At 38.4% G+C, this 25,010-nt stretch carries 22 protein-coding genes; 9 read left to right on the top strand and 13 right to left on the bottom strand.

Annotated elements, in window-relative coordinates; translation table 11 throughout:
* Window positions 1–3: 3 nt before the first annotated feature.
* Entirely contained in the window at window positions 4–882 is an 879-nt protein-coding gene (locus JGE69_RS14225; protein ID WP_199113987.1) for a LysR substrate-binding domain-containing protein, read from the bottom strand.
* Between the two features lie 123 nt (window positions 883–1,005).
* Between JGE69_RS14225 and JGE69_RS14220 the strand changes: the two genes are divergently transcribed.
* Together JGE69_RS14220 and JGE69_RS14215 are read left to right on the top strand one after the other, a co-directional pair.
* Window positions 1,006–1,716 carry a glutathione S-transferase family protein gene (locus tag JGE69_RS14220; protein WP_199113852.1) on the top strand — a complete coding sequence of 237 codons (711 nt, stop codon included), beginning with the start codon at window positions 1,006–1,008 and terminating at the stop codon, window positions 1,714–1,716.
* 161 nt (window positions 1,717–1,877) lie between these two features.
* On the top strand, window positions 1,878–2,360 hold the full coding sequence (locus JGE69_RS14215; RefSeq protein WP_002116490.1) for a phosphate-starvation-inducible protein PsiE: 483 nt from the start codon (window positions 1,878–1,880) through the stop codon (window positions 2,358–2,360).
* A gap of 38 nt (window positions 2,361–2,398) precedes the next feature.
* On the opposite strand, the gene JGE69_RS14210 is transcribed toward JGE69_RS14215, so the two are convergent.
* On the bottom strand, window positions 2,399–2,782 hold the full coding sequence (locus tag JGE69_RS14210) for an RcnB family protein (RefSeq protein ID WP_005064209.1): 384 nt from the start codon (window positions 2,780–2,782) through the stop codon (window positions 2,399–2,401).
* A gap of 165 nt (window positions 2,783–2,947) precedes the next feature.
* On the opposite strand from JGE69_RS14210, the gene JGE69_RS14205 reads away from it, so the two are divergent.
* A complete protein-coding gene (locus JGE69_RS14205; RefSeq protein WP_068528956.1) occupies window positions 2,948–3,394 on the top strand; it encodes a hypothetical protein in 447 nt (148 codons plus the stop codon).
* Between the two features lie 278 nt (window positions 3,395–3,672).
* Here the strand turns inward: JGE69_RS14205 and JGE69_RS14200 are convergent, their stop codons facing one another.
* Together JGE69_RS14200 and znuD are read right to left on the bottom strand one after the other, a co-directional pair.
* On the bottom strand, window positions 3,673–5,136 hold the full coding sequence (locus JGE69_RS14200; protein WP_199113851.1) for a phospholipase D family protein: 1,464 nt from the start codon (window positions 5,134–5,136) through the stop codon (window positions 3,673–3,675).
* Between the two features lie 72 nt (window positions 5,137–5,208).
* Window positions 5,209–7,284, bottom strand: a complete 2,076-nt coding sequence (znuD, locus tag JGE69_RS14195) for a zinc piracy TonB-dependent receptor ZnuD (RefSeq protein ID WP_199113850.1) — start codon at window positions 7,282–7,284, stop codon at window positions 5,209–5,211.
* 136 nt (window positions 7,285–7,420) lie between these two features.
* Between znuD and JGE69_RS14190 the strand changes: the two genes are divergently transcribed.
* From JGE69_RS14190 to JGE69_RS14165, 6 genes are all read left to right on the top strand, one after another.
* Window positions 7,421–8,185, top strand: coding sequence for a DUF4184 family protein (locus JGE69_RS14190; RefSeq protein ID WP_199113849.1), 765 nt, complete (start codon window positions 7,421–7,423; stop codon window positions 8,183–8,185).
* Window positions 8,186–8,355: 170 nt separating this feature from the next.
* Complete coding sequence (gene aspS / locus JGE69_RS14185; RefSeq protein ID WP_005064200.1) at window positions 8,356–10,140, top strand: aspartate--tRNA ligase; 1,785 nt, start codon at window positions 8,356–8,358, stop codon at window positions 10,138–10,140.
* A gap of 149 nt (window positions 10,141–10,289) precedes the next feature.
* Entirely contained in the window at window positions 10,290–10,508 is a 219-nt protein-coding gene (locus JGE69_RS14180) for a hypothetical protein (RefSeq protein WP_063099595.1), read from the top strand.
* Between the two features lie 451 nt (window positions 10,509–10,959).
* A complete protein-coding gene (locus JGE69_RS14175) occupies window positions 10,960–11,805 on the top strand; it encodes a glycosyltransferase family 25 protein (protein WP_199113847.1) in 846 nt (281 codons plus the stop codon).
* Between the two features lies 1 nt (window position 11,806).
* Window positions 11,807–12,913 (top strand): glycosyltransferase, encoded by a 1,107-nt coding sequence (locus tag JGE69_RS14170; RefSeq protein WP_199113845.1) that lies wholly within the window; start codon window positions 11,807–11,809, stop codon window positions 12,911–12,913.
* 36 nt (window positions 12,914–12,949) lie between these two features.
* Complete coding sequence (locus JGE69_RS14165) at window positions 12,950–13,843, top strand: hypothetical protein (protein WP_199113843.1); 894 nt, start codon at window positions 12,950–12,952, stop codon at window positions 13,841–13,843.
* Here JGE69_RS14165 and JGE69_RS14160 read toward each other — a convergent pair.
* From JGE69_RS14160 to JGE69_RS14120, 9 genes are all read right to left on the bottom strand, one after another.
* Window positions 13,840–14,874, bottom strand: a complete 1,035-nt coding sequence (locus JGE69_RS14160; protein ID WP_199113841.1) for a glycosyltransferase — start codon at window positions 14,872–14,874, stop codon at window positions 13,840–13,842. The genes JGE69_RS14165 and JGE69_RS14160 overlap by 4 nt on opposite strands.
* A gap of 11 nt (window positions 14,875–14,885) precedes the next feature.
* Window positions 14,886–15,650, bottom strand: coding sequence for a glycosyltransferase family 2 protein (locus tag JGE69_RS14155; protein ID WP_199113839.1), 765 nt, complete (start codon window positions 15,648–15,650; stop codon window positions 14,886–14,888).
* The gene (locus tag JGE69_RS14150; RefSeq protein ID WP_199113838.1) at window positions 15,647–16,402 is read right to left on the bottom strand and encodes a polysaccharide deacetylase family protein; all 756 of its coding nucleotides are present in this window, start codon (window positions 16,400–16,402) and stop codon (window positions 15,647–15,649) included. Before JGE69_RS14150 ends, JGE69_RS14155 begins: the two co-directional genes overlap by 4 nt.
* Window positions 16,399–17,427, bottom strand: coding sequence for a glycosyltransferase (locus JGE69_RS14145; RefSeq protein ID WP_111856156.1), 1,029 nt, complete (start codon window positions 17,425–17,427; stop codon window positions 16,399–16,401). The genes JGE69_RS14150 and JGE69_RS14145 overlap by 4 nt, the downstream gene beginning before the upstream one ends.
* Before the next feature lie 22 nt (window positions 17,428–17,449).
* Window positions 17,450–18,340: a mitochondrial fission ELM1 family protein gene (locus tag JGE69_RS14140; RefSeq protein ID WP_199113836.1), complete on the bottom strand. Its 891-nt coding sequence runs from the start codon at window positions 18,338–18,340 to the stop codon at window positions 17,450–17,452.
* A 67-nt stretch (window positions 18,341–18,407) separates the two neighbouring features.
* Window positions 18,408–19,334 (bottom strand): branched-chain amino acid transaminase, encoded by a 927-nt coding sequence (locus JGE69_RS14135; RefSeq protein ID WP_199113834.1) that lies wholly within the window; start codon window positions 19,332–19,334, stop codon window positions 18,408–18,410.
* A gap of 24 nt (window positions 19,335–19,358) precedes the next feature.
* Window positions 19,359–22,109, bottom strand: a complete 2,751-nt coding sequence (glnE, locus tag JGE69_RS14130; protein WP_069124085.1) for a bifunctional [glutamate--ammonia ligase]-adenylyl-L-tyrosine phosphorylase/[glutamate--ammonia-ligase] adenylyltransferase — start codon at window positions 22,107–22,109, stop codon at window positions 19,359–19,361.
* Between the two features lie 67 nt (window positions 22,110–22,176).
* Window positions 22,177–23,448, bottom strand: a complete 1,272-nt coding sequence (locus JGE69_RS14125; protein WP_069124087.1) for a sensor histidine kinase — start codon at window positions 23,446–23,448, stop codon at window positions 22,177–22,179.
* 321 nt (window positions 23,449–23,769) lie between these two features.
* Entirely contained in the window at window positions 23,770–24,792 is a 1,023-nt protein-coding gene (locus JGE69_RS14120; RefSeq protein WP_199113832.1) for a DUF2939 domain-containing protein, read from the bottom strand.
* Window positions 24,793–25,010: the final 218 nt, after the last annotated feature.

Below are 25,010 nucleotides of genomic sequence, written 5' to 3'. Positions count from 1 at the left end.
CCTTTAAGTTTTTAATTTCTCAACCAAGAAGTCAGCAGTAATATTGACACTGGGTAAAAGCCCTCGTCTTGTCAGCATCAATAAACTTGTCGTTACGCTACCAGCAGACCAGTCTGGCAAAACATGAATTAGGCTACCCTCAGATAGTTCATTCATACAAAAAGTTTCAGGTAAAAGCGTAATACCCAATCCCCTTTTTGCAGCCCCCTTTAAGATCTCTGACTCATTTGCTACAAAGCGGATGTTTGGACGTACTATCTCTTTCTGACCATTTATATTTTGAAAATGCCATGGATTCATTTGCAATTCAGGCCATATACCTTCGTGTTTAAGCAAATCTTCTGGTGTATGTATAGGAGCCGTTTTCTTTAAATATGTAGACGCTGCAACAGCAATAATTTTGTCATTTTTAAGTACACGTTGAATTAATCCAGAATCCGGCAGTGGTTGAAAATGACTACGGATCACAATATCAAAGTTTTCGCTCATAACATCAACGTAACGATCAGTTACCTCTACTTGTAATAACAACTTAGGATAACGTTCTGCAAGTTCAGGCAAACAATCAGATAAAAGATACTGAGCAATGTGCACAGAAGCACTGAGCCTGACTACACCACTTGGTTCTTGTTGTTGTATTAATAGATTTTCTTCTGCATAACGAAACTCATCTACTGCATTTTTGGCATGTTGATAAAACAGTCTCCCTGATTCGCTTAAGACAAAACTACGTGAACTACGATGAATTAACGTTAAGCCCAGCTTATTTTCTAATATTGCAACACGCTTACTAATAGTTGATTTAGGTAAATTGAGCTGTTTAGCTGCGGCAGAAAATCCTTGATGCTCTACAGCAACAACAAAGAGATAAACATCATTCAAGTTTTGTCTAAGTAGCATTATTCAATGTCCATATATGTAGACAATAAGTTTCATAATACCTGACTACTAGAAACTTTTCTGTCGACTTATGATGATTTTACACATCAAAAAAGAGTAATCATCATGTCAACTTTCACTTTATTTTATGGCGTTCCTTCTGGCTGCTCATTTGGTTCAATTGTTGCCTTGGAATGGTCAGGTTTACCTTATCAGCTCTGTAGAATCGAGATGCTGGCTCAGTGTAATACCGAGGAGTACCGCCAAATTAATCCAGTCGGTGAAACACCTGCACTGCTCTACGATAATGGTAAAGTTTTAACGGAAAGCATGGCTATCTTGAACCATATCATGGCAAAAAGCCTGAATGCGGCTTTTCATTATGAACAAGGAACAGAACAATTTAATCTCTTTAATCAGAAACTAGCTTTTTTGAATACGACTTTATTCAATGCATTTAGCCCACTCTGGTATAGTCTTGAACACTCTTCATCAGAAAGTAATAAACAAGCATTACGTGAATATGGAGCAGTCCAAGTTAAAAAAGCATTTACCGCTTTAGAAAATAGTCTGATAAATCAAACTTGGCTAATGGGCGATCAATTGTCTTTTGTAGACGGATACTACGCAGGTATCGCACGATGGTTGAAATATCATAATGTTATTGATATTGATCAATTTCCAAACTGCAAACGACTTTATGAACAATTACAAAATGAGGCGGCGGTTAAATTTGCGCATGCAATAGAACAAGAACAATCCGTAAAGAGTACAGGTAACTTTTTAGGCCATATTGTATTTGAAGATGTCATTCAACAATATAAAAATTTGAAATAGTCTTTGTATTTATAGTGGATATCACCTTACTACCTGAGTTGAATTAAATCTTCATAAAAACGCCTGAATAATCAGGCGTTTTTTATTTTGTATTTACTATTTCCATTGGCACAAAATTTGTTTAATTTCTAAACATTACGAAGTGAACAAAAGATCTTATTATGCCTGATCCTAAAAAATACGAACGAATACTCGACCGTTTCGGACATTACGCCGTAGAAGCCTTTCATTATTTAGCCTTATTTATTATCGGGTGTATGGTGGCATGGTCGGCAGCCAATACGGTTTTTGAAATTCTGACCGTCAAAAAGTATGCTTCAATTGATGATATTTTATTATTATTTATTTACTTAGAGCTTGGAGCAATGGTTGGAATTTACTTTAAAACCAATCATATGCCTGTGCGTTTTCTTATTTATGTCGCGATTACGGCCTTAACCCGTCTACTCATTTCAGATATTCAACATGATCATAAAGCGGATATCGATCAAGTCATTATTACGGGCTCAATTTTGATTTTAGCTTTATCTATTTTAGTCGTTCGATTTGCTTCATGGCACTACCCATCAGTGATGAAAGAGAAACATGCAAAAACTTCTAATAATTTGAAAACCCCTCAACCGCAAGATGACGAGTTAGCATAGAAAAAGGCCTCACTATTGAGGCCTTTTTATTTTTACATTTAACGAACTCGGTAAATGTTGTGTCTTGAGTCTACTAATAAGTATTGGTTAGGGGTTTTAACCCAGTGGTATCCACGTGGTGGCGCATATAAACGGTGTGCTCTCCAGTCCGAAACATAATAGCGGCTATGGCGATATTGGGCAGGAATACGTTCACCACGTTTAAAAGCAACATAGTTACCATAATGCTTACCACGATCAGCATTTGACCAAACTGGCGCTCGGTGATCATTACGATAATCATGACGGCGGTCATCACGATGCTCATATCGATCATAGTTTTTACCATGGTCATTGTTCCAACGGTGTCCAGAATCGGCCATCGCGGTAGCTGATATACCTAACATTAATGTCGAAAGTACAAGAACGATTGGCTTTTTCATGGCCTATTTCCTTTTAATCTTGATATGAAGCTAGATTAAAAGAGACTCAAGGAGAAACCATGAATAAAACCGCTTTGATTGCTAAACTTTGTAATGACTATAAAGAAAATATGAAGAATCTGTATCTGTGCTACCATTAGCATTTTTCAAACTAGGTCAATTGCTGTGTCTGAAATCAGTTTTGAGCGTCTTCATCAATTTTTTTGCAAAGTTCCAAGTGTACAAGAAGCCCGTATTATGGCTCATGGAGCAGATGGCGAACATGCTTGGTGGTTTAAGTTCAGTATTGACGTAGAGCATGTGCTTGCATGGCAAACAGTTCAAGAACTAGGTCATGTTTTAAATTATCTATCGACGAATGAACGCCTACCCACATTATTCTTCCCTGTTTCACCGCCACCTTACATGAATGGTGAAGCCAAAGATTTTTTATCATGGATTATTCAATGTAACCATCCTGAATTCTCTCCGGATGTGGTTTGTGATTGGCTTGAAGCACGTTTGCCGAATCCTGTTGACGATGAGTCGCAGTGGAAAATTAAAACGGATTTGAGTGAAATCGAAAAACTTGATGATAAAGCGTTGGATCAATTGATTCCGCCTGCACCTTAAATTATTTCAATGATGGGTAGGCTAAGTGATATAGAAATTAATATTTTCCAATATTCGCTTGTGCTAAATGTCATCCACAACCTGCCCGAAATTTATGAATATATTGTATTTGCAATAAAATCGGTTAAATGAAGATATTGAACAGGTTTTGTGGATGACAAATGCCTTTGGTTACTTTGGGCAAAACCAAAGTAACGAATGAGCTCTAGTTTTAGGGTGAGACTAAGTAAGACTCCGTCGTGAACATATAGGCTCAACGTTTATATAAAAAAATAGAATTAGAAAGTCGATAATCCTGACCATTCCATAAAACGATAAATCCAATACTTCACTTTAGACTCATCAGCATACTTCACATAATCCACGCTCATCTGTCTATCTTTTAGGTTTGACCACGAGGTATTGAAGTAATCTTGCGCATCTTTAAAAACTTGATCTTGAACTTTGCCAATGACCAACATATCCGTTTCAAGGTTGTAATTTTTTAAATTACGGGCCGTAAAGTTGGCAGATCCTACAATCAACTCAGCGTGTTGGGCATTATATTTCAAGATCATTTTGCTATGGTTCTGCTCGCCATGAGTATCACACCAACGGATTGGAATACCGGTAGCATGTAACTCTGAAGCCACCTGACGGTTTGGAATACCATTCTTTTGTCGACCAAACGCATCTTTATTTGGATCGAGTAAAACACGAACAACAACACCTCGTTCTTGAGCACTTTTTAGAGCTTTAATAATCTTACGTTCAGACAAATAGAACATACTTAAATCAAGATGCTCTTTCGGCTTCGCTGAATTAATCAATTTCAATACAGATTGATAAATTGCGCCTTCAGTTAACACCTGCACTTGAGGCTTGCTAACGTCTTTTTCAAAGTCACCTAAAATGAGCGATGGAGAGCTACTGTCTGACATTTGTGCAACTGCAGCTTCAGTTTGAAGAACATCAGCAGCTGTTGCTCCTGTTACAACCAACGCGACATTAGAGTGTCTAGAACTACCATCGTGTGGATTTGCTGAGGTCACCAATGACTTCCAACCAGCATCGGTATCGACCACAACAATCTTACGGTGATTGGCCTTAAAATTAAATAAGTTTAAATAGCTGCGCAGTGTAATTTTTTCATCACCGAATGGATTCGGTAACCAGCCCTTTTCAGGGTTATTACCAATATTTTGACAGCAGATGTACCAGAAGCCTGACCAGAATGGGTTAGAAGCACGCAAAGGGGCTAAATTCGTTTCAATCACATCAACACCTGCCTGACGTAACTGACGGTAGTGTTCAGGGCTGATACCACCGTATACCGAGTTAATCGGGTCAGTAATCATAACGATCTGAATTTGGCGATTTTGTCTTTTCTTACTTACTAATGCATCGGTTAGCTCTTGCATTAATGGTCTTTGCTTAAGTTTTGAGTCACCCACTTCAGAATTAAACAAGAACATATCGACCACAATCGTGGTTTTTGCCTCATCAATCATTTTCAAGATTTCATCAAAAATATGCTGATCAACCTGCTGTTGCCCTTTTGCATCAAGATAAGTTTTGTCTGCTAAAAATTTAACATCGGCATGTCTAAGCTTGCCACTAAAGTTAATCCCTTGTGGTAATGGTTTTACTGTGTGGTAGATCGCAGATGCAAGATATGCAATAGCAACAACGCAAAGTAATACCGCCATATAACGACGCCCTGACCAATTTATTTTTTGATGAATTCGTTGAAAAATACGCATAAAAAAGACCTAACTTGATGGTTTCAAATTAGGTCTTTTGGATTGATTTTTCAAGTTTAGTTTCGTGTTGCCTTAGAAACTAAAATCAACACCTACAGTAAAATTACGTCCAACTTGTGGAATATTTGATAAGAATGAAGCATGTTGATAAACCGTGTCATCTAACAAGTTATTTGCTTTCATATAAACACGATAATCTGTTTTTGCACCATATTGTCCAGAATATGCCACACCAAGATTGAGCATGTTATAGCCTTCAGTTTCGGTCTCGTAAGCTGCGATCTTATCTTGGTTAAAGACATGATAGTACTCGGCAGAACCACTAAAACCATCGCCAAAGTCTGCATCAACTTTAGTACCTAAACGTCCCGCTGGAATACGTGGAGCATTACCCTCGGCATCAATTTTACCGCGTACATAGTCACCAAAAGCACTGATCTTGTACATTGGGGTAATTTGATAACCAATTTCACCCTCAGCACCATAGAAACGAGCTTTATCTTGAGTGTATTGAACTAAACGGAAGTCTTTATAACGGTCAAGGGTTTGCGCATAGATGTAGTCATCAAACCAGTTATGGTACACATGAAGATGATAATCAAGTTTGTCATTATCAAAATGCAAACCTAACTCAACATTATTCGATTTTTCCTTACTGAGTTGATCATTTCCTAACTCATAAGTATTCGTCGCAAAATGTCCACCATTTGCATATAACTCTTGAGCTAAAGGCAAACGCTCTTGATGTGAAGCGACAAAAGAAAGTTTATAGTTCGGTGCAAACTCCCAATTCGCAGCACCTGCGTAAGAGAATGCCGAACCATCAAAATCCTGTTTAGAGTTGTCGTCTACATCAATTTCTTGCTGATCTGCACGGGCAGAAAGCTCAAAATGTACGTCTTTCCATTGTTTATGTTCTAAAGCAAATACGCTCCACTTTTTGGTAGTGGTCGGAGCCATAAATGCTTCTTCGCCAGTTAAATCTAATTTCTGTTGACCTAACTGTGCGCCAATTACGCCTTCCCAACTTGCAATCGGGTTATGTACTAACTCAATACGACCATCATAGCCTTTGTTTTGGAATCGGGTCGCAATTGTTCCCTCTTCAATTTCATCATGCTGATAGTCAGTATAGCTTGCTTGCGCACGTAACTTTTGGAAGCCTGCAAATGGATCATTTAACTCGGTTTTAAAATCGTAACGCTCAGATTTTAAATCAATCCATGGGCCGCCATGTTCGTGTTCATGTTCTTCATGCTCATGATCGTGACCTTCTTCACCCTCTTCATGTTCATGGTCTCCACAATGCAAATGCGGTCTTCCACCTAGATGAGCGCTACAACTTTCGTATTCATGGCTATGCCCCGGTAAGCCATATTGATCACGACGGTTGCTATAAGAAATACCCGTATAACCACGGTCATAAATCCAAGACAAACCAACATTAACCGAGTCACCCTGCGCAAAAGTATTGTCTACACGGCGCTCTTTTTCACCTTCATGAATATAATTGGGCGCAATATAATTATTCGCATCACGAGTTAACCCCTCAACACGTAAAGCAACTTGGCTGCCCAAGCCAACAGTTACGCCAGCGCTCGCCAGTTTTTCATCACTTCCAGTGTTGTAACGTAAGCCAACTTGTCCTTCATAACCATTTTCAGGCATTTGCGTAGGGATCTTGTTATCAATGACGTTGACTAAACCACCGACAGTCCCCGCACCAAACAGTAAAGTTGAAGGGCCGCGAATTACTTCGACTTGTTTCGCAAGCACAGGATCTACAGTAACAGCATGGTCAGGAGACAACGTCGAGACATCAATATTTTCTGATGAATTTTGAAGTACTTTAACGCGTGGTCCATCTTGTCCACGGATGACTGGACGACTCGAACCAGCCCCAAACTGATTCGCGTAAATTCCCACTTCACTACTGAGTGCATCCCCAATGGTAGCAGTGCCTTGCGACAGATGCTTTTGATCAACAACAGTATCTGCCACAGCAAAATCTTGTGAAGTTTGCTCAAGTGGATGAGCCTTAATTCGGATAGTTTCTAGCTTTTCAACATTTTCACTTTCTGCTGCAAACGAAGGTACGGATATGACAGCTAAAATGGATAAGGTCAAAATATTTTTATAGAACAACATGAGGTGATTCTCTGATCGCTACGCCTTTTGTTTTGTTATATTATAACATTTCAGTCTTTTTGCAATAAAAAACATTTCCAATCGGCTGATTCGTTAGACTGGGCAATTAAATGATGTGAGTAATCTCTGTTTTATAATGCCTTTTACAATCTCTCATGCCGTTATAGCTCCTCCTCTTTCAAAGCTTAGCCGAAACACTTTACCAGTTGCAGCTCTAGCAATTGGAAGTATGACACCCGATCTTTACCGCTTATTTACAATGCAGTCAGGGATGTTGACACATCAATGGAAAGGACTTTTCTACCCAAATCTAGCATTAGGATTATTATTCTGTGCTATTTGGTATTTACTTTACCGGCCTGTAATTTATCGTTTTTTGGGCATTCAGCATGATCTTGACCTCAACTCTTTAAAACGTATTTTTTTATTTTTGGTTGGAACATTACTCGCACTTATTTTAGGAATTGCAACACATTTAATCTGGGATGGTCTAACACACTCAGACTTTCGGACCTTTGTATTTAAAGATGTATTAGCAACAAATATTCATCTTTTAGGGCACCCATATCCCTTACATCGTCTTTTACAGTTAGGCTCCTCTGCTCTTGCCTTACCTTTTATTGTTTGGATGTGTGTTCACTATTATCAGCGCTATAAACAACACTGGAAAGTAAGTAAAAAAATTAAATTTTTTGCATGGTTTCTTTTGATTTTATCTACAGTGTTAGGCCTATTTTCTTTTTGGGATTATGCCCGCTACATTCCTCATGAAGTTTGGTATGCCGATACGTATTATTTTACGGGCCGCTCTATTAATGAATTTATGCAAGGTTGGTTAAGTACCTTTAGCTTAGGATGCTTACTATTCTTGGTTTTAGATCGACAACAAAGAATGGGATGAATAATTAAAATCGCTGCCAAATTGCTCATTTTCAGGTTAATTTCTGCGGTTTTTTGATCTAGTTCTTGTGACAAACCATCCAACAAGGCATAATCGAAAACTTACTTTTTTGACGGTGCGCGGTTTACGCATCCGTCCTTTCAGCCAATATAGTTTGGATAATCTTCATCATGATGCGAACTCATTACTGTGGCTCTTTAACTGAAGCCCAAATCGACCAGACCGTTACACTATGCGGTTGGGTACATCGTCGCCGTGACCATGGCGGTGTTATTTTCCTTGATATGCGTGACCGTGATGGTCTCGTTCAAGTGGTTATTGACCCAGATACTCCAGAAGCATTTGCAACAGCAGATAAAGCACGTTCTGAATATGTATTAAAAATTACAGGTCGTGTTCGTCGCCGTTATGAAGGTACTGAAAACCAAAATATGGTGAGTGGTCAAATCGAAGTTTTAGGCAAAGAAATCGAAGTTCTTGCTGCTTCTGAAACTCCGCCATTCCCGTTAAATGATGACACCATTAACGTGTCAGAAGAACACCGTTTAAAATATCGTTTCTTGGACATCCGTCGTCCAGAAATGTTAGATCGCTTACGTTTCCGTTCTAAAGTAACTAACTTGATCCGTAATTATTTAGACGATCACGGTTTCCTAGACGTTGAAACTCCGATTTTAACCCGTGCAACTCCTGAAGGTGCACGTGACTATTTAGTACCAAGTCGTGTACAAAATGGTAGCTTCTATGCACTTCCACAATCACCGCAATTGTTTAAACAATTATTGATGGTTGGTGGTATTGATCGTTACTACCAAATCGCGAAATGTTTCCGTGATGAAGACTTACGTGCTGACCGTCAGCCAGAATTCACTCAAATCGACATTGAAACATCGTTCTTAAACGACGATGAAATCATGGATTTGATGGAAGGCATGACTGTTAAACTATTTAACGACTTGCTTGGCGTAAAATTTGAAAAATTCCGCCGTATGCCATATAGCGAAGCAATGCGTGACTATGCATCTGATAAACCAGATTTGCGTATTCCGTTGAAACTCGTTGACGTTGCAGACTTAATGCAAGAAGTAGAGTTCAAAGTATTCGCTGGACCTGCAAAAGATCCTAAAGGTCGTATTGTTGCCTTACGTGTTCCAGGTGCAGCTTCATTGCCACGTAGTGCAATTGATGAATACACCAAATTCGTTGGCATCTATGGTGCTAAAGGTTTAGCGTATATTAAAGTTAATGAACTCGCTAAAGGAATTGAAGGTCTTCAATCTCCAATCGTGAAATTCATTGAACCGATTGTACTTGAACTGTTGGAACGTGTTGGCGCACAAGATGGCGATATCGTATTCTTCGGTGCTGATAAAGCTAAAGTTGTAAATGATGCAATGGGTGCGCTTCGTGTCAAGATTGGTCACGACTTGAACCTTTCAACTTGTGAGTGGGCTCCACTTTGGGTTGTTGACTTCCCAATGTTTGAAGAAACTGACGATGGTAAATGGACTTCTGTTCACCACCCATTCACGCTTCCTAAATCTAGCGTAGAAGACGTGAAGAGCAATCCAGGTGAAGCACTTTCTGTTGCTTACGACATGGTATTGAACGGTACTGAAGTTGGTGGTGGTTCACTTCGTATTTACACATTAGAAATGCAAAAAGCGATTTTTGAAGCGCTTGGTATTTCTGATGAAGAAGCAGAAGAGAAATTCAGCTTCTTACTTAACGCGCTTCGTTATGGTGCTCCTCCTCACGGTGGTTTGGCATTTGGTCTTGACCGTTTAGTTATGCTTATGACTGGCGCGACTTCAATTCGTGACGTTATCGCATTCCCTAAAACTAAGACTGCTGAATGTCCACTTACTCAAGCACCTGCTCCTGTTGAAGCAAACCAGCTTCGTGACTTGGGCATCCGCTTACGTGAAAAGCCAAAAGCTGAAGAATCTAAATAATTTTTTAGATTTTCAAATTAAAAAACCCTGCTTATGCAGGGTTTTTTTACTGGGAAATTTCAGCTATATATTCGACTTATCTAAGCTATGCTTTGCGAATAAGCAGGTCAGTGGCATAATAAAGAGCTTTTAATTTAGAGGACAGCTTTATGGCTATGCGCCCTGATGTACGTCGACATGCTTTAGTCGTGATTGTATTCTCCCTCGCACAATGGTTTTTCATGCGCTATATTCTTGCAAATGAATTATTTAATATGACTACAAATCAACGTATTTTATTTTTCTGTGTAAGTAGCTTGGTTGGTGCTTTACTGATTTTTGTTGCACTAATTTATATGGTACTTAAAGGAAATGCGGACCAACCTTAACAACATGGCTCGCCACTGGTTTTAACCGATATTATGATTTTACTGGTGGCTTAATCTTCTATTTTCTTTTTTGCAGCTCATGGTATTGCAATTTATAAAAGATAGCACCCACTTAAGTTACAGCATTTGAATACCACAAAATATATTGAATTATCAATTATGCTTCACCGTACTTGAGTAAAAACTTCATATATTCTTTACTCCCCCTAACATTTATAAAAATTAAATTTAATTAATGCTAAGGACTGTATTCTATGACGTTTTATTGTTTTTTTCTATCCAATTGCCAAAGTATCTCAATGACTAAAATTAACGATGTAGATCAATATTATTCTCAGTAACCAGACATTAAATAAAGAAAATCAAAATTTTCCTTACTGGCTATGTCTTTTAATTTCAAGGGCAAAACTTATAGAATAGCAGTTGCTATCATTATGTTGTGAATATCTATATGAAGAAAATCTTAATCTTATGCGTGTCTTTAAAAGATAGCAAAGCAAGACAAGACAACATAACTCATCAAATACAATCCCTTAAACAAGTTGTATCCGATATTCAAATTGATTTTCAATTTTTTGAAGCTATATATGGAAAAAAACTTCCACCTGAATATCTTTCCCTTATTGATATGCGTCGTCAATTTTCAGGCTTGTGTGATCATGCTTTAGGTCCGAGTGAAATCGGTTGCTTCTTGAGTCATATGATTCTATGGCAGCGTCATGCTCAAGGAGACTATATGCAATATGATCGCATCATTATTATCGAAGATGATGTGATTTTTAATTTTAATCAAATTCATGAAAAACTGATTTCTCTCATTGAAACCAATCCCTCTTTTGCATTCTTAGGTGGTCATTCACAACCCTCTAGACGCCGAATTCGAGGTTATACTAGTCAAGATCAATTATATTTTAATATGAGTGGCCCTAAAGACCTATATACCGCTACTTTTGCCTACTCCCTCACTAGAGAACAAGCTCGTATATTTATTGAGAAACAAATCAAGCGATTAACCTATATTGATGACTGGAAATATTTATTACAAAAACATACTACTGTGCCATTTTATTTCTGTTTTGAACATGATGATGAAATTCCTAGTTCGATTGCATCCGATCGCCAGAATTTTATGAAAAAACCAAATCGGTTTAAGAAAAATTATCGAAAGATTCGTAATGACCTCGTTTCTCGTATTATTTCTTTATTTTTATTTAAAAAAATTATTCGTCTTTCTGCTTTTATCGCAGCACATAATAATAGCTTAAATATGTCGTTCGATAATAAGAGCAAGGATTAATATGAAAAAATACCTTTTTATTCAAGATCATTTATATGGTGGCGGTGCAGAACAAATATGTATTGATACTGCTGTCGCGCTTAAAGAAAAAGGTCATAATGTGACAGTCTTGTTATTAGATTCAAACAATATTCGCACAATCTATCCTGAAGACTTGAATCTAATCAAATTCGATATAACACCAGCTTTCATGCGAGGTAGTATCAAAAAAAATAAGTTAAAAAGTGTTCCTTTAGAGCAACAAGCTGAACTAATACAAATCATTAATGACTTAGCACCAGATACTATTATTGCTGGTCATTCACATGCTTTTTGGTTATCACCGATTCTGACAGGGAATGTTTGGTTTTGGGTACATGGTGATACATTAGGTTTAGTACGAAAACAAAATTTAGGTTTCTTTAAGTATTTAGAAGCACTGAAGAAGTTTACGCAATGTAAAAAATCCTGTAATTACTTGTTTAAAGGGAAACAACTTATTGTTGTTAATCAAGATATTAAAAATCTTATTCAACAGCATATTCAAGAGACTACAGTAAAAGTCATTCATAATGGTATTAATGTCAAACGACTCAAGAGTAACTTACCAGATGATAAAAATGTCATTATAAAAAAATGGAATACAATTTTTGTCGGACGTTTATCTGAAGAAAAACAACCAGATGTCGCAATAAAAGCTTTTGCTGAAAGTGGTCTAACCGGTCGTATGGCAATAGTCGGTGATGGACCTTTATTAGATGAATTAATTCGCCTTACTGAAACCTTAGGATTGACTAACCGTATTGATTTTTTAGGCTGGCAAACTCAGCCTAATCAGTTTATTCAGCAAAGTAATAGTCTAATTTTGACTTCACGCTCAGAAGGTTTCGGACTCACGATTGCTGAAGCATTAATTTTAAATATACCCGTTGTTGCTTATAATTGTAGTGAAGGTGTAGAGCACCAACTGTCCTCTGGAGAACTTATTCAAGGACTAGTGACTTTAAATGATATGCAAGCTTTGTCCCAACGACTTTATCAAGTGGTCACGCATCCCTACGAGATTCGAGCACAAGACATACAACGCTTAAATATCTCAGAAATGGTTAAAGCCTTTGAAGAACTATAACCTCCACTATTTAACCTTTGATTTGAGTAATTCATCATGTCTATCTCTCGTATAATTCTCAAAAAATGGTACAAACACCTGCAGAATCAGCAAAATAAAAAATTTGATCCACATTGGTATATCCGCTTTGGTTGGCTGGGTGAATCCCTAAATGATAAAGACCAATTAAAAGACCTATTTGAAATCCACTCACCTAGAAAGTTTACCTTTGCAGATAGCTTTTATGCTTATGAAAATGGGCGTCATTTCATTTTTTTTGAAGAAGTCGATGACCAGCATCCGGTAGGCTTTCTTTCGGTTTTAGAAGTCTTTAAGGATGGCACTTACACACCACCTGAAACCATTTTAAAACTCGATTATCACCTCTCATACCCTTGCGTATTTAAAATAGATAACACTTGGTATATGGTCCCAGAAACATCAGCCAATAAAACCATCGAACTTTGGAAATGTACTGAGTTTCCGCTGAAATGGGAAAAGCATTCCAACCTTATTGAAAATATTGAAGCAGTCGATAGCACCCCTTTTTACCATGAGGGCTTATGGTATCTTTTTACCTCAACGCGTCGTGATTGTAAGAAATTTGGTGACCGTTTAGACCTGTTCTTTACCGAAGATATTTTAAATCCGAACTGGCAAGAGCACCCAATGAACCCAGTGTGCCGAGGCAGTCAGCAGTTCCGTATGGCGGGTAAACCTTTTATTTATAAAGGGCAACTGGTTCGGCCAAGCCAAGATTCTTTAAAACGTTATGGCGGCAATATCGAATTAAAGGCAATTACTCAGCTTAGCCCAACAGCTTATGAAGAAAAATTACTAGAAGTAGTTTTACCAGACTGGAATCAAGCAGATGACGGTTGCCATACTATTAATGTCGAAGATAACTTCGTAGTACTTGATGCCATCCGCCTTACACCGAAGAATAATTAAGTTTTCAGCAGGCCTTTATAAATATTAAGCGTCTGCTCAGCCATGGCTGGTACAGTCAGTTCAGCCTTGGCTTTTGCATACAAAGGGCTAAAGTCGTTTTGAGCCTCAAGTTGCAGTGCATATTCAATCGCTTTTGCTAAACTTTGTGCATCTCCAATTTTGGCTAGATATTGTTCTGGCAACCACTCGGTCACACCGTTCACTTTGGTTGAAGCCATTGCTTTATCGGCCTGTAAAGCTTCGACCATAACGAGTGGAAAACCCTCACGGTCTGATGATAAAACTACAATATCAGCCAGTTGCACCAGATCACGCGCATCAGTTCTAAACCCAAGAAAAGCGACCCGATTTTGCATATTCAATTCGCTGACTTGTTTTTCTAAACTTGCTCGAAGTGAACCGTCACCAATAATCCATAAATTGGCATCGATCTGTTGCATCGACTCAATCAATAAACTGATATTTTTTACTGGTTCTAAACGCCCAATACACATAACAACTTTTTTTCTTGTGTCTAGTTCAGCAAAATCTTTTTGAATCGATTGAAGTAACTTTTCTTTATTTTCAACTGTAAGTACGGGTTGAGGATATACCCCGTTATAAACTACGTGTGCTTTAGACTCAGGAATACCTTGCGTTAGTGCTTGGCTCACCGCAATAACTGCATCACCTGCTAAATAAGCAGACTTATTCTTTTTAGTACCATGAACAGTCGTTACAAACTTTGGACCAGATAAAAATGGCTTAATGCGGGCAATCAGCTCAGCCGCTTTTCCTGCTTGTGCATGAACAATAGCGGGTTGAATTTGCTGGATAAGATTTTTAAGTTGCCAAAGTAAAAAAATATTCCAACGACTACGGGCAAAATCGATAGCATGAAAATGTACTTGTTGGCTAAACTTGTCTACATAGCAAGGATGTGCAATCACATGTACTTCATGGTTTAAAGCAAGCTCATTAACAAGGTTAAAAGTGTGCTGCTCTAATCCACCCACTCCACCACTCGTTGCCAATACCTGAACAATTTTCATAGCTTGCCTACTTATTTTTTATCTTTATTCATGGTCTGTTCAAAAAGCTTAGCTTCTTTTAGAAATGCATAAAATGCGTTAATCATACTATTTACGAAACCACGCCAACCATTTAAGAAGCTACGGCGAATAAAATAAGACTTCATAAAAGTCACAGGCATTACCAAAACCAATTTTGCAACGCTTGGAGACTTTCCTTTTTGGTATTTCTCTAATGCTTTTAAATTGGAATATTGATTATTTTTTTCGACTTTAACGAAAATGCTCGACTCGCCATAATGATAGATATCATGTTGAGCACGCTGAGATTCACCTTCTACAATCACATTTTCATGGACCTTATTGGCAAGGTCGTAATGCCCTTTAGACTTACGAAAAAAACGCACCTTTGCATGTTTTTTAGTATGTTTGCTGTTGGGAACACCTAAAAATACGTCATTAATCGGTGTGATTAAAGCATCAAGTTTATTCTGCTGAATGGTCTCAACAATTTCTTGTTTTAACTCGTTAGATAAGACTTCATCACCATCTAGGTTGAGCACCCAATCATTTCGGCATTTTGCTAAAGCCAAACTTTTTTGCCCAGCATAACCTTGCCAATCTTGGTGAGAGATTTGCGTATTTTCAAAGCGCTCTGCAATTTCATAAGTATTATCAGTACTGCCAGAGTCTAAAATAATAACTTCATCAAACTCACTGACACTTTGTAAAGTTCGCTCTAACCAAGCACCACAATTTAAAGTGACAATATAGACACTACATGGAATTTTATTCATAACTTATAACGTCCTTTAGCAAGGGCGATACGCATCTGTAAAGCATTCATGGCACCATGCGTGCTGACACGTGGAATATTAAATTGATTAATAGCTTCATAGGCTTCGATTTTTTTACGCGTCGATACAGCGTTTTTAAAGCCAATCTCTTCGGCCATTTTCTGGTGCTTTTCGTTAAATCGACCAAATGGATAGGCAAAGCTTGGGCACTTCCCAACTAATGCTTCAACATCGCGTTTAGACTGAAGCATTTCATCAAAAGCGGTTTGATCGTCAAGCTTAAGTAAGTTCACATGGTGTTGCGTGTGCGCACCAAATTCTATCAAACCAGAATTCGCCATTTCATGAATTTGCTCATGAGTTAGCTTTTCGATTCCTTCAATTTGCGTCGCCAAATAAATGGTTGCTTTCGCATTATATTTTTTAAGTAATGGATAGGCATAAAGATAATTATCCATAAAGCCATCATCAAAACTTAAAGCAACGACATTCTTTTGATTACGATATTGTTCAAGCTCAGAGACAAAACAAAAAGTAGCTCCTTTACGCGTCAACAACGTTAAGAGTTGTTCAAACTTTTCAGGAGGCATATTCATACCAGAGGCTGCATCTTTAGGCGTAACCTGATGCAACATCACAATGCGTGGTAGTTTGTTCGAACGAAACGGAAGCCAGAATGTATAATTACCCAGCACATATAACAGTGCAGCAAGTACTAATAGGCCTACCGCAACGTACAAAAACCACATCATGCATAAACCTCATGTGACCATTCATAATCTTCTGAAAGGGGCTGCTTAAATGTCACTTCAACCATAAATTGGGTGATGCGTTTAGCATTGAAAGACCTACGTGTTTTCTCCCAACCCTCTTTCGCTATTTTTTCAGCCTGATCTGGGTTTTGATCAAAGAATTGGATCTTCTTGGCCAAGTCAAACTGATCATCAAAGTAAACCACTTCCTGCTCGGTGTAGAGCTTCTCAAAGCCCGGAATTCTTGGGCTAAAAGTCAATAAACCATTACCAGTCAGTTGTACAATACGATCAGAACTATACAAAGTTACATCATTACGACGTGAGTAATTGAGTCCCATTTTTGTTTCAGATAGAACTTTATAATACGCTTTACCGTAAACACCAGGTTGCTCAAAACAACCATAATATTGATAGTTCACATGACCTTGTTGCAATGCATCAGCTAAGTCCTTTAAGAACTTCTCACGCTCAGGTTCTTTATAGACTACGCCACAAAAAATAAAGGTCTTATCCGTATTCACATTTGAAAATTGCTGTAGTGTTTCTACATTACGGTGACCCACATTTGGCAGATAGGCTACGCTTAAATGCGGCTGTTTTAATTTTTGTAGATATTCACCACCGGTTGTACAGAAAATAGCATCTAAGTACGGCGAGAACGCTTTAACAAAGTCGAGTTTGCTTTCAAGATAAAGCGGGTCAACATACCAAAATGCAATTTTAGTATTTGGATAAGCTTCTTTAATCTGTCTGAGAACATCTGGACTCATTAAGTCACTATGTCCAATAAGTACCAGATCAGGTTCAATATTATTAACGACCTTTAGTACTTCTTTATTGGCCCAACTGGCACCCAGTTTTTTTGTTTTAAAAATGGTTCCCATTCGAGCCATGTCACGAAAACTAAAGTCATAAACGAAATGGCCATTTTCAATTAATCCGGCAGAAATTTTACGGTCTGTGCAGTAAAAATGGGCGCCTTGTTTATTAAAGCCAAAATTCGCAATATGCAATATTTTCATTTATTTACTCAAAATAAAAAATTTAATTTTTCGCTAAAAGATATGTTGCCACACGGTCTGCTTCTTTAAAAGCATAAGGTTGTGGTAACTGTACAACACAAGTCTGCTGTGAAATTAATTTTGATTCTAACATTTGATCAACTGAGTGGGTAATCCGGTCATCTTTCAACCTGTCCATTGCCATTACACCGACTCGACAACCCGCGGTAAGCGCCTCAAAAATCATAGATACGCTGTCTTCTGTTACCCAAACTGCTTCTGCTTTTTGCATTTCTTCAAAAATCCAGCCTTGGGGTGTTTGATCAACTGGAAATATTTGTAAATGCCCAGCAAAGCTTTGCTGTCTTAAAGTATCGATAAATTCTGCTGGCGTGCGGCGTGAAGTTGTCAAAATAATTTCAGCGTTTGGATTATTCTCAACAATTTTTTGAACACTGCTTAATACTTTGCTTTGGTTCCACTGATGCCGTTTAGATGAACCACCTAAAGCAATTAAAATTCGGTCTTTTTGATGGCGGTTTTCATTACGAATTGGATTTAATGCACCACGCGTGACAATCACATGGCTGTCGGCGTGAATACCGTCATGTTCTGGAATAACAGCGTAATCAAAGCAAACTACCGGTAAATTAGGCTTCATCAAAATAATAGTTTTGGCTTTTCTAAAAATTTTGCCGAATAACCAGACACGAAAATGTGTATGGCTTCCCACTCCAAATATAAAATCAGGTGTTTTTTTTAATAACGATTTTTTTGAAGAGAAAAGCGCCTGAATTAAAGAAACAATTGGCAAATCAGAAATAAGAATCTCTTCAAAAGTTGTTTCTGGCTGTTGTCTTTGCATTGCCTGAAACAAGCCTAATGCTTGTGAACGGTGCCCTGCCTTACCATCAGAGACATAGACAATATGCATAAAAGCTCCCGAAGCCAAAAATAAAAAGGCGAAACTTATGTTCGCCTTTTTATGTTAACGGATTAACTTATTTTACGTAAGTTAACCAGTGTTCATATTTCGGATTTCTACCTTGAACTGCATCAAAGTAAGTCTTTTGAATTTCAGTAGTAATTGGGCCACGAGTACCCGAACCGATTGGACGGTCATCGTATTCACGAATTGGCGTTACTTCCGCAGCAGTACCTGTGAAGAATGCTTCATCTGCAATGTAGAATTCATCACGTGTAATACGACGCTCAACAACTTGATAACCGAGATCTTTAGCAATCGTCATTACTGTTTGACGTGTAATACCATCAAGCGCACCACCAGCGATATCTGGAGTGTGTAAAACGCCATCTTTAATTAAGAATACGTTTTCACCAGAACCTTGGCACACATAACCTTGTGGGTCCATGAGCATTGCTTCATCATAACCAGAGTGTGCAACTTCTTGGTGAGCAAGAATTGACAACGTGTAGTTACCAGATGCTTTTGCTTTACACATCGTCACGTTTGGATGATGGTGAGTAAATGATGAAGTTTTAACGCGAATACCTTTCGCCATCGCTTCATCACCAAGGTATGCACCCCACGCCCACGCAGCAACAGCGGCATGAATGGTGTTATTTGTTGCTGCAATACCTAGTTTCTCTGAACCGATCCAGATCAACGGGCGTAAATAGCAAGAAGCTAGTTTATTTTCACGAACAACATCGATTTGTGCTTGTTCAAGCGTTGCTTGATCATACGGCACTTTCATTTGATAAATTTTTGCTGAATTTAACAAACGTTTTGTGTGGTCTTGAAGACGAAAAATCGCTGTACCTTTAGGAGTTTCATAAGCACGAACACCCTCAAATACGCCCATACTGTAGTGTAAAGTATGGGTTAAAACGTGAATCTTTGCATCACGCCAATCAATTAATTTTCCATCTTGCCAAATAAAACCATCACGATCAGCCAAATTCATGGAACACTCCAAATTGTTATAAAATCATTCACTATCCAACTCAACCGAGGCGGTTGGGTCTATTAATCTTTGCCATAAATTGCAAACGACCGCACGGGTACTACGCCAGTCCGCTGCGCTGACTTGCATGGATTGATTTGCAAGGGCTAAGCGGTGGCTTTCGGCACGTTCACTAAGATAGGCTCGAATTAATGCTGTGGCATCTTCACTGGATAAGCAGTCTGCTTTAGCAGCATCTTCTAATATTCTTACATTATCAGAATAATGGGCGAGATCGGGTTTCGTCCCGCTCCATGCAAGTACAGCATACTGTGCCATAAATTCGATATCGACGATACCACCTGCGTCCTGTTTTAAATGAAAAATACCATGTTTTTTTTGTTCAGAAGACGAACCTAGATGGTCTTTCATTTTCTGACGCATTTTCAACACTTCCTCACGAACATAAGCCTCATCTCTAGATTGAGTCAATATCTCGCGTCGAAATATTTCAAATTTCTGGCAAAGCACCTCATCACCTGCAATAGAGCGCGCACGTACTAATGCCTGATGTTCCCAAAGCCATGCACTTTTCAACTGATAGTGTTCATAGGCTTTCAGGCTTGTTACCAATAAACCTGCTTCACCTGAAGGTCTTAAGCGTGTATCAATTTCATAGACACGGCCATCAAGGGTTTGAGTGGTCATGAGTGACATAAACTTTTGAGCAACACGCATAGCAAATTCAAAGCCACTAATTGACTTGGTTCCATCCGTATCAGCTTGTTCATCTAAGTAATGAATAAAGACGAGGTCTAAGTCAGAACCATAGCCCAGCTCAATGCCACCCACCTTGCCATAACCAATAACAGCAAAAGCTTTATAGTCGAGTGAACAGCGTTTCCCATCAACATCACATGGGTAACCATGACGCTTCGCCACGGTCTGATAAGCTAAATGGAGAGTTGCGTTTACACTGACTTCAGCAATATCAGTCAATGCATCAGAGACTTTCATTAATGGACTTTCAGCTAACACATCACTTGCAGCAACAGTTAACACATTGCTCTTTTTAAACAGGCGAAGTGCTCGCATTTGGTCTTCGACCTGATCAATCTCAATACGAAGTAACTGCTGACGTAATGAGTCTTCTAAGTCCTTACGCTTTGGCAACTCGAAATCCATCGATAAGAACTCATCCAGCAGTACTGGATATTGCGTTAGCTCTTCACAAATCCACGGACTCACCGTCGCCATTTTCACTAAGCGTTGCAATGCGCCTTTACTTTCAATCAACATCACCAAATACACGGTTCGACGCATGACTGATTCAATCAGTGGCATTAAACGCAATAATGCAGTTTGTGGTTGTTCAGACTGTAAGATCGCTTCAATTAAATGAGGCCAAAACGTTTTTAAACGCTGCACAGCATTTGAAGGAAGTTTTTTAAGTGCATGACCATGCCAAAACTCATGAATCAGATTTTTCGCATTGTCATCCAGCACTTCATCTAACTGCTGCTCTAACTGCCCAAAATTTTCAGTTGCGGCATTAGAGCTGGTATCTTCAATCAGTTGCTTAAATTGAACTTTTACCTTTTGACGTTTTTCATTAAGAACATCGAGAAACTCATTCCAGCTCGTAAAACCTAAGGTATCTATAATGCGTTGTCTTAAGTCCAATTCTTCTGGTAATAATTGGGTTTGTTGATCATTTAGAGCTTGAATCGCGTGTTCAACACGGCGTAAAAATAGGTAAGCATCTTCAAGCTCTAATACAGCTTGTTTTTCTAATAAGCCAGCTTCCCCAATGTGCTCAAGACTGACTAAACATTGACGGTCTTGTAACTCACGTTTAGAACCGCCGTAAATCAACTGAAAGACCTGAACAATAAACTCAATTTCGCGAATACCACCCGCCCCAAGTTTAATATCATCCTCAATATGACGACGTAACACTTCGCGCTCAATCATGGCTTTCATATCGCGCATCGCGGCAAAAGCGGTGTAGTCGACATAACGGCGGAACACAAAAGGACGTGTCATTTCTAACAAGTCTTGCCCTTCTTTACCTCCAGTCACAACACGCGCTTTAATCCACGCATAGCGTTCCCACTCACGACCATGCTGACTTAAATATTTTTCTAAAGCGGCATGACTAATCGCTAATGCCGAGCCATCCCCCCAAGGGCGCAAGCGCATGTCGACTCGAAACACAAAACCATCTGCGGTAATGTGCTCAAGTAAATAAATGAGTTTTTGTCCCCACAAAATACAGAACTGCTGTACATCAATACATTTTCGACCGTTGGTTTCACCTTGCTCATCAAAGGCAAAAATTAAGTCGATATCACTCGACAAGTTAAGCTCTTGAGCACCAAGTTTACCCATAGCAACAACAATCAAATCTTGTATTTTGCCAGAGTAACTCACAGGTTCACCGTGTTTCGCCACAAGTGCTACACGCGCAAAATCCTTTGCTGCACAAATACTGGCATCGGCAAAATCAGAAAGTTCACGAGTGAGTGTGACAACATCGGTCAGTTGATTGGCATCCTGCCAAATCCAGCGGAACATTAAACGGCTACGTAAAATGCGCATTCCGCGCATCCAAAGCGTTTCATCACCAATCCCATCTAGCGTGGTCTGTACAAATTGGTAAATCTGTTCGGTCGAGAGCGGTGCAGTAAATTGATCTATTTGATAATCTTGTTCTAAAACAGCTTGATGCAAACCTAAAACTTGTTCTGCGTACTGACTGGCACGCAATGTTTTTTGTAACTGCTCCGCATTCATATAAAAAGCTCTTTTCCTCGTACTCTGTTTTTAGTTATAGCAGTTCGAGTAGTGTTAGGAAAAGGGATTAGACTAATTTTGCTTCTGATGAAGAATGATGTTCGGTATGTACCTCATGACTTTCTTGAGCTGAAGGTAATAGAACCTTAAATGTCGTTCCTATCCCTTCTTTGGAGCTAACAGTAATTTGCCCCTGATTAATCTCGACAAAACGCTTGCAAAGACTCAAACCTAAGCCAGCACCTTTTTCCCCTGCAGTGCCTTTAAAGCTAGCAGTAATACGTGGATGGAATAAATTTGCCATTTGTTGCTCGGTCATGCCCAGACCTGTGTCTCGAACAGTAATTTCTACATTTGTATCCGCTTGTTGAGCCTCAATAAAGACTTTGCCCGATCCATCAACGTCGGTAAATTTCAACGCATTTGACACCAAGTTCTGAATTACAGAGGTCATCATATTGATATCGGCGTAGATGTTTAAATCATCTGGAACACCATTAACCAGTTCAATATTTTTCTTTAAAGCTAATGTGTGCAGTACATCGCAAACGATATTGCTGACTTGTCTAAGCTTAAAGTTAATTGGGTGATAAACAAAACGCCCACCCTCAGCCATTGCCCATGTTAGTAAGCTTTCAAGCAAGTTATAGGTCGACTGTGAGGTGTCATATAAATAGTCTGCAATATTTTGAATACTAGATTCATCTAAAGTTTCACGCTCTTTAGCAAGTACCTCAGAAAATCCAAGCAATCCATGAAAGGGTGCACGTAAGTCATGTGAGATAATCGAGAAAAATTTTGTCTTACTCGAATTAATTGCTACCTGTTGTTCATAGAGCTCGTTTAACTCTTCATAGTTAAACTTCAACTCGACTTGCTGCATAAAAGTAGAACAATAATCGAGCAATAATTGAATATCATCATCTTCAAACGTTGCCGCATCGTCATCAAAAAAGACAGCAAAACCCATCGAGGTTTTATCAGGATGTAGAAGATGCACGGCCAATGCCCTGCTGCACTCAATATTTAATTCTTTTAAATAGTTGATTAAATTTTGATATGAGGGATGTAAGTGATTAATGATCTGTTGTTTGGCGAAGCACTGTTTTAAATGCTTTGATGGTTTAAATGAAATGGCGGTCATACCTTCAGGGCAACGGTGCCAAAAGTAGGGTTCCTGATTAAAAGTCAATAAGGCTTTTTTACAATTCAAAAGACGAAGACTAAACCGGAAAAATTGTTCGATGTAGTTCTGCTCGGCATTTAATCCAAGCAACAGGGATATCCTACAAGCACTTAACTGCTCAACCTGATTTAGTTCTAAACGTTGGAATGTCATTGCCCGCCTCACAGATTATGTCGTTTTTGGTCGGAACCGCTCTCAAGAAATGTACTTATAATCATTATGATCTACTACAAACTTTAACACAGTACATTAAAAGAGCAACGTTCTTTTCAAAATAGAAATGTGAAGTTTCAATTAAAGGTTTTCAGATACATAAAGTGGGTATGCTTGAGGAAAATACAACAAATATTTGAAGGTGGCGAGTTGTAAGATGTTAGAAATGCGAGTTCAGAATTTTCAAAAGCTAATTAAAAGTATTGTTTAAAAAAAGGCCAATAAACTAGCCTTTTTTCAGATTACTATTTTATTAATAACTTAACTATCTTGTACATTATAACCATACTGTTGAATGCCAGCTCCCATGTCCCCAGTGTAGTTATGGCATGCTTGCATATAAGTTTCGGCATCTGACCATAATACCCCAGGCACTCCAAAATCATTTAAAGGTATTATTGTTACCTCATCTTCAATCTGTAATGTTGGCTTAGTGATAGAGCATTGAATCTGGATTTTATGAGCTTCATGGTTCCATTCTATTTTTTTAGCATCCCAGCCTCGACTACCACCTACAACTGATAACTCAATATTTGATTCAGTGGGTGTTTGCTTTATTAACTTGAACTCCATAACCCGAATAATTGAACATGGATCATGATAACAAGATTCAAGTTTCGCCCTCTTCTGTACACCAGAGAAATTAAATGTTGTCGTTGGTTCTATCATCGCTGAAGTTTCAGATTCTGGTATTTTTTCTACTGTAGGAATCGTTGTCGGCTTTAGTTTTTGTTCAGGGTTTATCTCATCCATGGGTAAAACAATCTTTTTTATTTTCCAGCTTAAACCATCACGCTCCATAATGATTTTTACATCCGAACCATTCTCTTTATTTTTAAAAGTTACCTCAAACATACTCATTGATAAGTACCGAGTTCTATATTCTATCTTTGAGGTATCTGTTCTTTCTTTATGCGTATCTTCTTCCTCTCTCTTACCAGTTAAACTTTTTCTAAGATTCTTCCCTTGCAGCATCAAGGTCATACCTTCAGGTGTTACTACCGCATCGACCATCTTTTCGGCCAAAGTTGAAACCATCATTGCACCTAAAGCTTCCCAACCATTAGCTTCTTTAGCTGTGATCTCTTTTAACATATAAGCATTCATCTGATCTTTCAGACTTTGGCGTACACTTGTATAGTCAATATAAGCAGAAACCTTTTCACTATCATTCTCTTTCAATGCATTCTTAATACTATTTAAGATGATATAAGGCGAAGCGTATAAATACCCAAAAATCAAAATGATTAATCCGAAGATTCCCCCTATAGCTTTTTTATTCATGATTTACTCTCTAATTGTAAAATAATAAGTAGAAAATAATTCTACCTAAACATATCCCCTATCTTGTCTTTTATATTCTAATCAAAATTTACAGCTCAAGACTTTGAATGAAGGACAGATCTATTTATTCCGCCAAAATTATAGATCATCACTTATTTTCACAAATTGTCTCCCAAATGAAATTTCATAAGAGATCTAAACCTTCTATAAATTAAGAA

The sequence above is a fragment of the Acinetobacter sp. C13 genome (assembly GCF_016809775.1).
Taxonomy (GTDB): Bacteria; Pseudomonadota; Gammaproteobacteria; order Pseudomonadales; family Moraxellaceae; genus Acinetobacter; species Acinetobacter pittii.
This window is presented reverse-complemented; position numbering and strand designations above follow the sequence as displayed.

Bases quoted from the DNA above. Each gene is read 5' to 3' on its own strand.
- aspS (WP_005064200.1), top strand. From the start codon at position 8,356: ATGATGCGAACTCATTACTGTGGCTCTTTAACTGAAGCCCAAATCGAC.
- JGE69_RS14125 (WP_069124087.1), bottom strand. From the start codon at position 23,448: ATGACATTCCAACGTTTAGAACTAAATCAGGTTGAGCAGTTAAGTGCT.
- JGE69_RS14170 (WP_199113845.1), top strand. From the start codon at position 11,807: ATGAAAAAATACCTTTTTATTCAAGATCATTTATATGGTGGCGGTGCA.
- JGE69_RS14215 (WP_002116490.1), top strand. From the start codon at position 1,878: ATGCCTGATCCTAAAAAATACGAACGAATACTCGACCGTTTCGGACAT.
- JGE69_RS14145 (WP_111856156.1), bottom strand. From the start codon at position 17,427: ATGAAAATATTGCATATTGCGAATTTTGGCTTTAATAAACAAGGCGCC.
- JGE69_RS14150 (WP_199113838.1), bottom strand. From the start codon at position 16,402: ATGATGTGGTTTTTGTACGTTGCGGTAGGCCTATTAGTACTTGCTGCA.
- JGE69_RS14135 (WP_199113834.1), bottom strand. From the start codon at position 19,334: ATGAATTTGGCTGATCGTGATGGTTTTATTTGGCAAGATGGAAAATTA.
- JGE69_RS14140 (WP_199113836.1), bottom strand. From the start codon at position 18,340: ATGCATATTGTCTATGTCTCTGATGGTAAGGCAGGGCACCGTTCACAA.
- JGE69_RS14190 (WP_199113849.1), top strand. From the start codon at position 7,421: ATGCCTTTTACAATCTCTCATGCCGTTATAGCTCCTCCTCTTTCAAAG.
- JGE69_RS14200 (WP_199113851.1), bottom strand. From the start codon at position 5,136: ATGCGTATTTTTCAACGAATTCATCAAAAAATAAATTGGTCAGGGCGT.
- JGE69_RS14180 (WP_063099595.1), top strand. From the start codon at position 10,290: ATGGCTATGCGCCCTGATGTACGTCGACATGCTTTAGTCGTGATTGTA.
- JGE69_RS14120 (WP_199113832.1), bottom strand. From the start codon at position 24,792: ATGAATAAAAAAGCTATAGGGGGAATCTTCGGATTAATCATTTTGATT.
- JGE69_RS14165 (WP_199113843.1), top strand. From the start codon at position 12,950: ATGTCTATCTCTCGTATAATTCTCAAAAAATGGTACAAACACCTGCAG.
- znuD (WP_199113850.1), bottom strand. From the start codon at position 7,284: ATGTTGTTCTATAAAAATATTTTGACCTTATCCATTTTAGCTGTCATA.
- JGE69_RS14155 (WP_199113839.1), bottom strand. From the start codon at position 15,650: ATGAATAAAATTCCATGTAGTGTCTATATTGTCACTTTAAATTGTGGT.
- JGE69_RS14210 (WP_005064209.1), bottom strand. From the start codon at position 2,782: ATGAAAAAGCCAATCGTTCTTGTACTTTCGACATTAATGTTAGGTATA.
- JGE69_RS14160 (WP_199113841.1), bottom strand. From the start codon at position 14,874: ATGAAAATTGTTCAGGTATTGGCAACGAGTGGTGGAGTGGGTGGATTA.
- glnE (WP_069124085.1), bottom strand. From the start codon at position 22,109: ATGAATGCGGAGCAGTTACAAAAAACATTGCGTGCCAGTCAGTACGCA.
- JGE69_RS14175 (WP_199113847.1), top strand. From the start codon at position 10,960: ATGAAGAAAATCTTAATCTTATGCGTGTCTTTAAAAGATAGCAAAGCA.
- JGE69_RS14220 (WP_199113852.1), top strand. From the start codon at position 1,006: ATGTCAACTTTCACTTTATTTTATGGCGTTCCTTCTGGCTGCTCATTT.